The sequence below is a fragment of the Bacillus sp. JST-5 genome, from assembly GCF_057747715.1.
The window spans coordinates 1-12,635 of the sequence record NZ_JBYLHW010000074.1 but is presented as its reverse complement, the minus strand read 5'-3'; the positions used below and the strand labels follow the sequence as shown (position 1 = coordinate 12,635).

Genomic DNA, 12,635 nt, shown 5'->3' with positions numbered 1-12,635 from the left:
CTTCCGTGGTCTTCGCCCAATCTAACCAGGCTCGACTTCCCTTTGTCCTCCATAGGAGGTCTCTTTTGACGAGGCGGCAGGATTCACTTTATGTTACGGTCTGTTGATTTGCTCGCACTCTCCAAGAGAGTTACTTTGTCACAGGGCTTCAACCTTAGGATTTCTCCACCAGTTGCCTGTCAGCTACCGAGCGTCTTGGCACTTACTCGGGTTGGACTTGCACCAACTAGCAGATAACAGCTTAGCTGGGCACGCTAAGATAGAAAAAAATAGAAGGCAAAGAAACTCCCTTGCCTTCTATTTTTTATCTTAATGATTAATGGCATTCAATGTTACGTTTACTTTTTCATTTTTTCCATTACGATAGTAGTCAATAGTCACTTTGTCTCCTACTTTACACTCTTTATATAAATATTTTCTTAGGTCATTTGCTGTTGTTATCTTTTTTCCATTGATAGAAAGAATAATATCATTTTTTCGTAAACCTGCTTTTGCTGCTGAACCAATCGGATCAATATCTGTAATGATAATTCCCTCCATTATATCACCAGCGATATTATCTAAATAGAAGGATGGAACATCAGAAAGATTAACCATAGAAATGCCTAAATAAGGTCTAATAATTTTTCCATTTTTCATCAGTTGTTCTATAACTGATTTGACTTCATTGCTTGGAATGGCAAAGCCCAAACCTTCTACTTGATCATTGGATATTTTCATACTATTAATCCCAATTAATTGCCCAGCTGTATTTAAAAGTGCTCCCCCACTATTTCCCGGATTTATCGCAGCATCGGTTTGAACCACATTCATTTCCCAAGTGCCGTTTGTCGTTGCAACTTCGACGGATCGATTTACTGCGCTAATAATCCCTTGAGTCACAGTTCCATAAAAATCTAGTCCTAACGGATTTCCAATGGCAATCACTTCTTCTCCTGCGCGTAAAGAATCGGAATCACCAAACTGTATGGGAGAAATGTCATATTTACCATTCACTTTTAAAACTGCCAAGTCTGTTAATGCATCAGAGCCTATTAATTCAGCTTCTACCGTTTCTTTATTGTAGAGAGTTACTAACAATTTATCAGCATTTTCAATTACATGATTATTAGTGACAATATAAAGGGCATCATCTGTTACGTGATAAATCACTCCTGAACCTGTTCCACTTTCGACTTCTTTGTTTTGCCTAACTGATCCCGGAAATGGTGAACTATTCATCTTTTGATAGTTTGAAATGCCAACGATGGATTGAGAAACTTGTTCCACCATATCGGCAATAGAAGTTGATGAAACTTGAATGTTTGACACTGTACTAGCATTTGGCACATGTTGTTCATACGCTTTTATTTCTTTTTCTCCTTCGTCATATACATCCACATATGGAACAACGACCAATGTAATCAAAGAACCAACAACACCCGCGGAAACTGTACTAAAAATGTTTTTGAATAATGATTTCTTTTTATGTTCTTTTTCTATCGTTTCAGAGTTGCTCGGTGTGCTTCCCTCAATCATTGTTCTTAACCTCCTTCATTTCTTTACAAATTCAGTCTATTTTTTCAATGTGTCAAGTAAATGTCAAAAAATAAAAAATGAGTCCAAAGCTAGAATTTGCTTTAAGACTCACATTTTCATATGATAAGAATTTCGATTTGTTCCTTTAATTCTTTGGCAAAATAACACGGAATGTTGTTCCCTGATTGGAACTTTGCATTAATAATAGCTCTCCTCCAAGGGCTTGAGCAATCATCTTGCTTAAAGATAGGCCAAGCCCCAAACCACGGACTTTATATTTTTTTTCATTACCACGGAAAAATCGTTCAAATATAAAAGGTTGCTCATTTTCTGGTATCCCATGACCAGTATCTGCTACATCGATATTAATGCAATTCAAATCTTCAGATAACATAATTCGAATATTCCCTTTGTTTTCAATCGCTTGTTTAGCATTATTTAAAAGATTGGTCATAATTTGTTGAAGACGTATAGGATCTGTTTCAACTTCTACATCCTTATTGAGTTTAACTAATTCAATCTGAATTTCTGCATCTTTTTGACTGGCTTCCCAAATAAAAACTGCATCTTCAACAATATCATTTATGAAATGTTTTTCTCTATTCACTTGAATGATGTTTGTAGAAAATTGATTAAAGGTAAGTAAATCTTCCACCATTGTTTTCATTTTTTCCGTTTCATTTAAGGAAATCGTTAAAAATTCTTTTGCCTCTTCTCCTGTAACTATCTCATCTTTCACAGCTTGTAAAAGTCCACTAATAGAAGTGACGGGTGTCTTTAATTCATGAGTGACTCCGGCTAAAAGTTCAGTCCGTAACCGTTCCAATTTCTCTAATTTCCCTGTCATTTCTTTAAATGATTGAACGAGTTCATACACCTCTAATTCTTTACTTTCATTCGGAATATTGACTTGATAATTTCCTGCAGAAACTAGTTTAGCAGCCTTAGCTACATCTTTTATCGGTTTTGCTAACCTTTTGGATAAGGCATAGATGGCTCCCCAACCCAATAGTGCAAGACTAATAATCATAATCGCTAGTTGCGTGTATTCATGATTGACATAGGTCAAATTTTCCTTTGAATCAACAAACAATACCCAGCCGATGATAGATTCATTAAATTCAATGGGAGCTTTAACAATATAAAAATCTACATTGTTTATCTTTGTTAATCCAATATTTCTATCATTATTTAAAATTGTAGGTGAAACAAAAAGATTAAGTGGTCCCTCGGAACGATTTCTAGAAATGATGATCCCATCAGTATCGACAATATAAGAAAAAGGTTCAATATCCATTCTTGATATCTTCTTCTCAGCTAAAAAATATTCTTCCACTCGATTTGGATTTGAATTTGAATCTCTTTTTTGATGGGCAACGATGCTATCAGCTGTATTTTCAGCTAAGAACATCATCATATCAAGACGATTTTCTAATGCTTGATGCCGAATCCATAAAGCAGAAATAAAGCCCGTGATTGCAAGTCCAATACATAATGTTGTCAAATATCTTCGAGTCCAATAAGTAGTTATTGATACACGATCTTTTTGTTTAAGGAATTTTTGTGCGAAATTCGATTTGAATTTAGTGCTTCTATTATTTATAGACACTTAATTGATACCCCAATCCTCGTAAAGTTTTTATTTCTCCATCAGAGCTTGGCCAATCTTTCAGAGCTTTTCGGATTCGTTTAATGGCTAAATCCACCGCCCGATCACTTCCATCATAATCCCATCCCCAAATATGCTCAATCAATTGTTCTCTCGTAAAGGTTTGGTTTGGATGCTCAGCTAAAAATAATAATACCGATAGGTCTCTTGGAGTAAGCGATATAACTTTTTGATTTAACTTTACTTCATGGGCTTTAAAATTGATTTCCAATTGTCCAAATCGTTTTACCGATGGATTGATTTTATGTACTCGACGCAAAACAGCTTTCACTCTTGCAACCACTTCCTCAGCTACAAATGGTTTCGCAATATAATCATCAGCCCCCGTATTTAATCCTTCCAACCGATTAGAAACATCACCTAATGCTGTTAACATAATAACCGGACAATTGCTTTCTTCTCGAATTTCTTTTAAAATTTGCCATCCATCTTTATTTGGTAACATAACGTCTAATAAAACTAAATCAGGACTGGTTGTGCGAAATACATCCATCGCTAGTTTCCCATCAAAAACTTGTATGACTTCATAATGAACTTTTTGTAAATAAGCTTTTAAAACTTGACTAATGGGATATTCATCTTCCACTACTAGTATTTTCACTTTTCACAGCCTCCAGCCTTACAACGTTTAATTATACGATACCTTATTTATGTGTCAGCAATAAGTCAAAGTTCATTTTAAACTAAAGTGGAAACTCTTTCTGGATTGAAACTATATACATCCTTTATATTGAATCGTACCTTTTACAACTAAATTAAAATTTTAAGATAGAGAAAGTTATCGGTCGAATATTATCATGACTCTATTCTAATTTCATTGATTCATAGACAAAAAGTTTTTGTAAATGAATAAATAGAGGCCAGTGAACATTCTACGTCAAGTAGATGTTCACTGGCTTTTAGTATTTGTACTTTATTACATAGTTTAACATGAAAGGCTTGATTCTAAATGCGTTATTTTGGTTGTAATAATAGCTCATATCCTTCTAAATTTTCGGTAATTGATGTTTCGTGATACGTTCCTTCCACCCAATCATCAATTTGGTCATGATACCATTGGCTTTTAAAATGCCCCGATTGACCAGGACCAACGATATGATATGTTTTTGATAAATCTGATAAATCGGCAACAAAACGCCATGATGCACCATGATTCACAATGCCTTCATCATTGTAACTCGCTGCTTGAACAGTTACTTGACTTCCACCAATTGGAATAGGATCTTCTCGGTTAAAAAAGAATTCTAAAATGCTTGATGAAGAAGACATCGGGTGCGCAAAATATAATCGATGAAAGTCTCCCCATTTCCAATTGGAAGGATCATTTCCATATTCACTTTGGATTTTTGAAAGTGTTCGTGTTAGACTTTCATAAAGAACTTCTTGTAATCCTCCCTTTTCTTCTATCCAAGGAGAAACATCCCTTTTTGCCGCACGACGTAATAATTCATCAACAATACTTTGTTTTCCTGTAAAAAGCTGATTCATAGTTGGAGGTATGTCCTCTTCAAATAATACATTTGGTATTTCTTTCATCATTAAATGGAAAATCAATGGGGCTGATTTTTCTTTATCATCAACAAAATCCCATTGTTCTAAAATGTTAACTGCTTTTTTTTCCATTTCTTTTAGTTCTTTTTTGTTTAGCTCATCTACGAATATCGGGACGAATTCGCGTGCCCATAAATTCATTTGATCCATTTGAAGATTTTGCATATCTTCAACCGTTAAATCATTTTTTTCCTCCAAAAATTCTTTAATTCTCATATATCGGTAAGGTTGGGCCCAATGGTTACTTAAATGATAAGGATATTCATCCCCGATAACTTTATTATTTGCAGTTGCAACAAATCCTTCTTTTGGATTAACGACTTTTGGTAATTCATCAAATGGTATAAAATCTTCCCACTCATATTCATCCGTCCATCCAGGTACAGGTAAGATTCCATTTCCTTTTCGAATTGGGATTTTACCGTTTGCTTTATAGGCAATTGTTCCATCTTTACTAGCAAAAACAAAGTTTTGTGTTGGCACGTGGAAATTTTCCAAAGCTTTTTCAAACTCTTCCCAATTTGTTGCACGATTCATTTCTAAAACGGCTTGAAGTTCGACAGATGGATCTAAAGCAGTCCAGCGGAGAGATAAAACGTTATTTTCTCCTGACTCATGTGCAAACTCAGAGATGACTGGACCATGCCTTGTAATGACTACTTCATATGGAATCGTTTCTTTTCCTTTCACTTTAATCGGTTCTTGAATTACGGTTGCTTCTTCCCACTCATTTTTATATAAAAATTCGTATTTATTAGCCGGATTTCTTTTTTCAATATATAAATCTTGTACATCTGGACCTGTATTTGTTACGCCCCAAGCAATATGATCGTTATGTCCTAAAATAATACCTGGAATTCCAGCAAAAATAACTCCACCTACATTGACATTTGGTGAGTGTAAATGCATTTCATACCATATGGATGGAGTTGCTAGAGATAAGTGTGGATCATCGGCTAATAAAGGTTTTCCACTTGCTGTCTTATCACCGCTGACAACCCAGTTATTACTTCCGTTAAATTCTGTCGGGATGATGGCAGAAGCAAACGCTTGTTCAATAGATAGGTTCACATCTTCATATGCTGAGAGAATGACAGGTGCATTTTCAGGATAAGATGGAAATAAGTCCTTCGCTTTTTCTTCTGGAAGATTTTCTAATGCCCAATAACGAAATGCTTGCCCTTGCCAATGGCCACCTAAATCAAACGCCATATATTTTCCAATCGTTAAAGAATCAATTGGATCCCATTTCTCAGGTTCATAACCTAATAGCGTAAACTCGATTGGAAGTCTTTTTTCTTCCATCGCCATCTTGATAAAAGCATTTACACCTTTAGCAAATGCTTGTAATGTTTGCTTTGCTTCTTTACTATAAGCTTCATATGATGCTTCTGCTGCTCGTCGAAGTCCTAGTGTACGAAAAAATTTATCTCGGTCGATGGCTGCACTACCTATCACTTCACTTAATCGTCCAGATGCTTGTCTTCGGCTTAAATCCATTTGTAGAAGTCGTTCTTGTGCCTGAATAAATCCTTGCGCATAATATAAATCATGATCATTGTTCGCATATATATGTGGAACCCCATTTTCATCTCGAACAATTTTTACCTCTTCTATTAATCCTTCTACAGCCAATTTCCCACTTGTAAGAGGTAGTGAACGATTGATGTAAACGGTTACAAAAATAATTGCTAAAATGATAAAAAATATTAAACTACCAAATGTTACCCATAAACCTTTTTTCCATCTTTTCATCTTTGTCTTTTTCTCTGTAACTAATTCCACATGATTCCCCCCTTTTGCTTTATTATTAATACTTATATTTGATAAATGATTTTTCAATCCTCTATATTTTCAAAAAAAAATGAATTGGTTTTTTCGCAATAAAAAAACTTCCGATCATTTGGAAGTTTTCAAGTAAAATTTTTACTTTCATTGATAATAGTTAAAAAGTCATGATTAATGTTCGTATATTTTCAATAACCTTCATTAAAAATGAGAATGGTAATGTTTCTAAAATCCTAGTTTTATTTATTATTGAAGTCGTCATCTTTTGTTTCTATTTATTATTGATTAAATATATCAATTTATAAATTATTTTCTGCCAAAATCTGCTTTAATTTCTCCCCATTTTTCCGTATCCCATTTTAACAATTTATTTTCGTATGAATGTTTTTGCAGCCATTTTTCTGCTCGTTCAATTAGTCCCCAAACCCTTTTTGTATCCTGATTGAATGCTAATGTCGTATTAGCTTTTTTCATTTTTACCCATTGAATGGCTGTTTGTGAATCCGAATAAATAGGAATAGATGAATTTTTTTCACGTAAATAGGCTAGTCCGTGAACGATCGCCAAAAACTCACCAATATTATTTGTTCCTAGAATTGGACCAAAGTGAAAAATCGTTTCACCAGTTTTAGTGTATACTCCTTTATACTCCATTTGACCGGGATTTCCACTGCATGCAGCATCAACGGATAAACTATCTTCTATGTAAGATAGATTCATTGGTTCGTTTTTTGGAGAAGCATCTTCTTTAAAGGCTTTTTCTGCCTCCCGTAAGGATGGAAATGATTTATATTTTGCTCCAGAAAAGCCTTCTACTTGTTTTTTACATTCATCCCACGTTGGATAAATCCCCGGCTGATATCCTTTCCAGACAACGTAATATTTTTTTTTGCTCATAGAACTTCACTTCTTTCTATTTCTTAACGCTAATTGTAATTGTTTTACATGTTGTTGTAAAGATTTGATATAACCTTCACTTAAGTAGCCTTTTGCTCCACGGAATATTTCCTTTGCATACAGGCATGAAGGAGGAGTTTCTTCTTTTTTATCAATGACAATAAATGTTAATACATTTTCAATATTTCTTCCATTAATCTCAACTGTTATGACTGCTGGCCGATAAAGACCAATGGCTACTCCTTCACGTCTATAGAGGTAGTGGGTGGCTTCAAAAGGTATTTGATAAACAATTCCTTCCACTATACCAACTTTATCTTCAACAATATCAGCTTTTCCAGCGTCACTCGTTGGTAAAGAAAAGCGTAGAGAATACCCATTTAATATACCCGTACCTTTTACATTTTGGAAATAATGATCGACGCCATGTTTTTGGAAACGTTCATGATCCATACATGACCCATAGGCAAAATAATCGATGTATTCAGGTCGCGACTGTTCTAATTGGTACACTTTCCAATCTCCATTTAAAATTTCTTTACTCACTTCGATATGACGCTTTGTATCAATATAAACATAGGCATCAAAGCATCCTTGATCGGTAAAAATAGTTTTTATTTTCCTCTCATAATAATTATTTTCTTTTCCTTCTTCAAATCCTTCCAAACGATCTAATAATTTTAATTCATCTTCTGTAATTTCATATAGTTCTCCATATATTTTGTTATTGGGTGATTCATATAATACCGGAAAATGATAAGGAGTATCAAATAGTTGACCAAACGTCCATGCTTGTTCATACAATAGTTTAGCATTTTTTAATAAATAATGATTTCTCTCTCCTCTTCTTAACGTACCATAGACAAAAACATAATTCATGTTCTCCCCACCTCTTCATAATTTTACCATTACTTAACTTTCCTCTCTAACGGTTTCTTTCATCAATTTGAGTCGCTCTTTCAACAAACACCGACAATTTGGGAACAATATTGATGAATTTGAAAAAAAGAGGCGATGATCATTGATAAAAATTGGATATCGAACAGTTAAAACAGCATTAGGGACAACGATTGCTGTCATGATATCCCAAGCGCTCCAGCTTGAAAATTACATTTCTGCCGGCATTATCACCATTTTATGTATAAAGGCAACAAAAAAACAATCGCTAAAAAGTTCATGGGACCGATTTGCTGCTTGTTTAGTAGCGATGGGGATTTCTTATATTGTTTTTGAAGGAATCATGTATCATCCAATCATGATCGGTCTAATGTTATTAATCTTTATTCCAATAACTGTACAATTAAAAATTACTGAAGGGATTATAACAAGTTCTGTGATTATCTTCCATTTATATAATTCCAGTCATATTACATTAAAAGTTATTGGAAATGAAATTCTTCTAATATTAATTGGTATTGGAATTGCATTATTGATGAACTTATATATGCCAAGTGCAGAAAAAAAATTAAAAGGATATATTAAGGAAATAGAAGAAAATTTTGCTGCTATTTTTAAAGAAATTGAATTTTACTTAAGAAATCCTGAACGTGTATGGGATGGGAGAGAAATTACTAAGGTTAGTCAATTGTTAAAAGATGCAAAAAGAATAGCCATTCAAGATATAGAAAATCATCTTTTAAAAAGTGAAGATTCTTATTATCACTATTTTGCTATGCGAGAAAAGCAATTTGAAATCATCAATCGAATCATTTTTTTAGTTACTTCTATTCAAGTTTCAGTAGAACAAAGCAAAATTGTTGCAGATTTCATTCGTGATATTCGAACGAATATATATTCGGGTAATACTGCCTATAAATTTATACATCAATTGCAACAAATGCGTAAAAATTTTAAGCAAATGGATTTACCAAAAACGAGAGAAGAGTTTGAAGCACGTGCTGCTCTCGTACAATTTGTAAAAGAAATGGAGTTGTATTTAATGATTAAAATGAAATTTAAAGGAATTCAATAAAGGGACAAAAATATGTCCCTTTTCACTAATTGTTAATGAACGATCTGTCATAGTTTTTTACAAATGATACCACTTCGTCAGCCAACATTGGCCGACTAAAATAATAGCCTTGACCTTCATTACATTTTTTTGTAGATAAATAATTCAGTTGGTCATCTGTTTCGATTCCTTCAGCGGTAACGATGAAATTTAAGTTATTTGCCATTGCAATGATCGTATCTACGATAATTTCTCCGTCTTTATTTAACGTTCTAGTAAACGATTGATCAATTTTCATTTTGTCAACCGGTAAATGTTTTAAATAATATAAAGATGAATAGCCTGTTCCAAAATCATCAATTGCGATATTGACGCCAATTTTCTTTAACTCTTTTAAAGTTTCAAGTGCTTCATCGATATTTAATAACATTCCTTCAGTAATTTCCAATTCTAAATATTTTGGATTTAATTCCGTCTCATGTAATATATGGATAATTTCTTGAACAAAACTTCTATGATTAAATTGTACCGGTGAAACATTTACGGAAATTCTTTCTAATGAAAGACCGTTTTCTAACCATTCTTTCATTTGTTTACATGCAGATTTAATCACCCATTCTCCAACAGTTATAATTTCTCCATTATCTTCTAAAATCGGTATAAATTCTGATGGAGGTACTAGTCCGAGTTTTGAATTATTCCATCGGATCAATGCTTCAAATCCAATAATTTTATTGGTCTTTAATTGAACAATCGGTTGATATACAAGATAAAATTCATTCATCACGGAAGGTTTTAACAATTCATGCTCCATTTTATAATAGTTTTCAAGTTCAATCATCTGTTTGTCTGTATTAAAACAGTATTGATTTCCACCTTTCCTTTTCGCATGGTACATAGCTGTATCTGCTTGCTTAATTAATGATTCAATGATAAGTTGATTTTCATGAGTAACGTTCATTTTCGGACTAATACTAACTCCGATACTAGTTGATGCTAATATTCTACGACCAGAAATATTATATGGCTTAGAAAGTTCTTCAACGATTGATTGAGCGATGGATTCAACATCATTTTGTGATTTAAAATCTTCCAAAATGATGATAAATTCATCTCCACCTTGGCGAAAAATGGTATGTTCATTCGGCACACACGCTTTTAATCTTGTCCCAACTTCTTCCAACAATAGGTCACCGACAAAATGTCCATAATGATCATTAATAGATTTAAATCTGTCAATGTCTAAAAATAAAATGGCCATTTGAGACTTTCTTTTTGCTTTTATGTAGTGTCGTATATATTTATTTAACGAGTTTCTGTTTGGCACACCTGTTAAAGAATCTATGTATGCCATTCGTTCCATCTCTTTTTGGATTTTCTTTTTTTCCGTTATATCATAGCGAATAGCTATGTATTGATAAGGCTTACCATTGCTATTAAGAAAAGGTACAATGGTTGTATCGACCCAATAAAAAGTGCCATCTTTCGCTTTATTTCTAAACTCGCCCCGCCAAATTTTACCGCTTCCAATAGTTTTCCAAACATTTTTCATAAATTCTTTATCATGGTAGCTAGAATTCACAATTCGATGATCTTGACCGATTAACTCTTCTCTTTTATACTTTGAAATCTTACAAAACTTATCATTGACAAATTGAATAATTCCTTTTTGATCTGTTATTGCTACAATGGCAGATTCATTTAAGGCAAATTCTATATCTTTCAATTTTTTTAACGCAGAATTCAGCTCTCTACGATAATTCATTCTGTATCCCCCAGTGTCATATTCATCACTTATTATAAACAAATAATTTTTTGTTTGGATGATTGAATATCATAAGAATATTTCATAATTGTGACATTTTTCAAATTCTAATATAAATGAAAAAATTTTTTTATAGTAGTGTTTTTGAAAAAAGCGTATAATTGATTTGATCAATCATATTCCGTTTGAAAAATCTTTTATCTGTCAATCCTGTCAGATGAAAGGAGTGAGATTTATGCTACGGAAGCTATTATTCTATTTATTGTTACTCATTCTCCTCATGGTTGGAGTTAAGTATATAGAAAAACAATATGAGATCAATGTATTTTCTGAAGTTGAATCGAAACTTAATCAAGCGAATGAAAAATATAAAATAACAGATACATTCTTTTCCATTATTGATGAGATTAAAGGATTATTTGGTGAAGCCGAGATTGGTGAGGATTTAGAAGAATTTTCGGAAGAAATTAGAAAAGAAGTAAAACTAGAAAAACCAACGAAGCATTTATTCTCCATTCATAATATTGAGATCGGGCAACCAAAGGAAATGGTAGAGCATCAATTAGGGAAAGAGAAAAGAGTAAGTATGAACGAATATGGAACGAATTGGTATACTTATCATCAAAATTATCAACAATTCGTAATGGTTGCCTATGATAATGAACAAAACGTAGCTGGATTATATACGAACCAAAATCTCATTACCTCTACTGTAGGGATTAAATTTGGAACTGCAAAAGAGCAAGTCCGCCAAATATTAGGTGAACCTCTCGAAAAAATACAAAAAGGATTTATTGTTTATCAAATTCAAAAAGATCGAGACTACGATATTTTTCATCACAATGATAGCTACATCACCATTTTTTATGATAAACATGCGGATGATACCGTTACAGCTATCCAAATCATTAGTGAGAAATTGGAAAATAAAAAAACGAACGTATATACTCCTGCAAGTGAAGAATTAAAAATTGGTTTTGAATATCAATTATTTGATTTAACGAATGCAAGTAGAGTGAATCATGGGCTATCCGTCTTGACTTGGGATGAACATGTTCAACAAACAGCAAGAAAACATAGTAAAGATATGGCCGAACATAATTATTTTAGTCATACGAATCTTAAAGGAGAATCACCTTTTGATCGAATGCTTCGTGATGCGGTAAAGTTTACATTAGCTGGGGAAAATTTAGCATATGGTCAGTTAAGTAGTATATTTGCTCATGAAGGATTAATGAATTCTAAAGGACATCGTGAGAATATCCTTCAACCAGATTTTCAATATTTAGGAGTAGGTGTTGCTTTTAATAGCGAATCACATCCATACTATACACAAAATTTTTATGCTAAGTAAATTTTATATTATCCTTTCGATTATAGGGACCTGGTTTATTGAATAGAAGCTTGGATAAATCTTTTGTAGAGTAGAAAACTGATTTCAAAGGGACAGCTCATGCTGTCTCTTTTACTCTCAGCTTCCCCTCATCAAACCGTAC

General features: G+C 33.2%; 9 protein-coding genes. 2 read left to right on the top strand and 7 right to left on the bottom strand.

From position 1 onward, the window contains the following. Positions 1 to 309: 309 nt before the first annotated feature. From AC3ASS_RS12210 to AC3ASS_RS12185, 6 genes are all read right to left on the bottom strand, one after another. Positions 310 to 1,518: a S1C family serine protease gene (locus AC3ASS_RS12210; RefSeq protein WP_488283803.1), complete on the bottom strand. Its 1,209-nt coding sequence runs from the start codon at positions 1,516 to 1,518 to the stop codon at positions 310 to 312. A 145-nt stretch (positions 1,519 to 1,663) separates the two neighbouring features. Continuing rightward, positions 1,664 to 3,022, bottom strand: coding sequence for a HAMP domain-containing sensor histidine kinase (locus tag AC3ASS_RS12205; RefSeq protein ID WP_488283802.1), 1,359 nt, complete (start codon positions 3,020 to 3,022; stop codon positions 1,664 to 1,666). A 91-nt stretch (positions 3,023 to 3,113) separates the two neighbouring features. Beyond that, positions 3,114 to 3,788, bottom strand: coding sequence for a response regulator transcription factor (locus tag AC3ASS_RS12200; RefSeq protein WP_488283801.1), 675 nt, complete (start codon positions 3,786 to 3,788; stop codon positions 3,114 to 3,116). Between the two features lie 353 nt (positions 3,789 to 4,141). Further along, positions 4,142 to 6,523, bottom strand: a complete 2,382-nt coding sequence (locus AC3ASS_RS12195; RefSeq protein ID WP_488283800.1) for a penicillin acylase family protein — start codon at positions 6,521 to 6,523, stop codon at positions 4,142 to 4,144. 309 nt (positions 6,524 to 6,832) lie between these two features. Next, positions 6,833 to 7,423, bottom strand: coding sequence for a ribonuclease H1 domain-containing protein (locus AC3ASS_RS12190; RefSeq protein WP_488283799.1), 591 nt, complete (start codon positions 7,421 to 7,423; stop codon positions 6,833 to 6,835). Positions 7,424 to 7,429: 6 nt separating this feature from the next. Further along, positions 7,430 to 8,302, bottom strand: a complete 873-nt coding sequence (locus AC3ASS_RS12185) for a gamma-glutamylcyclotransferase family protein (RefSeq protein ID WP_488283798.1) — start codon at positions 8,300 to 8,302, stop codon at positions 7,430 to 7,432. Between the two features lie 142 nt (positions 8,303 to 8,444). On the opposite strand from AC3ASS_RS12185, the gene AC3ASS_RS12180 reads away from it, so the two are divergent. Beyond that, positions 8,445 to 9,395, top strand: a complete 951-nt coding sequence (locus AC3ASS_RS12180) for an aromatic acid exporter family protein (RefSeq protein ID WP_488283797.1) — start codon at positions 8,445 to 8,447, stop codon at positions 9,393 to 9,395. Between the two features lie 25 nt (positions 9,396 to 9,420). On the opposite strand, the gene AC3ASS_RS12175 is transcribed toward AC3ASS_RS12180, so the two are convergent. Next, positions 9,421 to 11,139 (bottom strand): sensor domain-containing protein, encoded by a 1,719-nt coding sequence (locus AC3ASS_RS12175; RefSeq protein WP_488283796.1) that lies wholly within the window; start codon positions 11,137 to 11,139, stop codon positions 9,421 to 9,423. A 235-nt stretch (positions 11,140 to 11,374) separates the two neighbouring features. Here AC3ASS_RS12175 and AC3ASS_RS12170 point away from each other — a divergent pair, with 235 nt between their 5' ends. Beyond that, on the top strand, positions 11,375 to 12,493 hold the full coding sequence (locus AC3ASS_RS12170) for a CAP domain-containing protein (RefSeq protein WP_488283795.1): 1,119 nt from the start codon (positions 11,375 to 11,377) through the stop codon (positions 12,491 to 12,493). Positions 12,494 to 12,635 lie beyond the last annotated feature (142 nt).

Bases quoted from the DNA above. Each gene is read 5' to 3' on its own strand.
- AC3ASS_RS12190 (WP_488283799.1), bottom strand. From the start codon at position 7,423: ATGAGCAAAAAAAAATATTACGTTGTCTGGAAAGGATATCAGCCGGGG.
- AC3ASS_RS12185 (WP_488283798.1), bottom strand. From the start codon at position 8,302: ATGAATTATGTTTTTGTCTATGGTACGTTAAGAAGAGGAGAGAGAAAT.
- AC3ASS_RS12170 (WP_488283795.1), top strand. From the start codon at position 11,375: ATGCTACGGAAGCTATTATTCTATTTATTGTTACTCATTCTCCTCATG.
- AC3ASS_RS12210 (WP_488283803.1), bottom strand. From the start codon at position 1,518: ATGATTGAGGGAAGCACACCGAGCAACTCTGAAACGATAGAAAAAGAA.
- AC3ASS_RS12175 (WP_488283796.1), bottom strand. From the start codon at position 11,139: ATGAATTATCGTAGAGAGCTGAATTCTGCGTTAAAAAAATTGAAAGAT.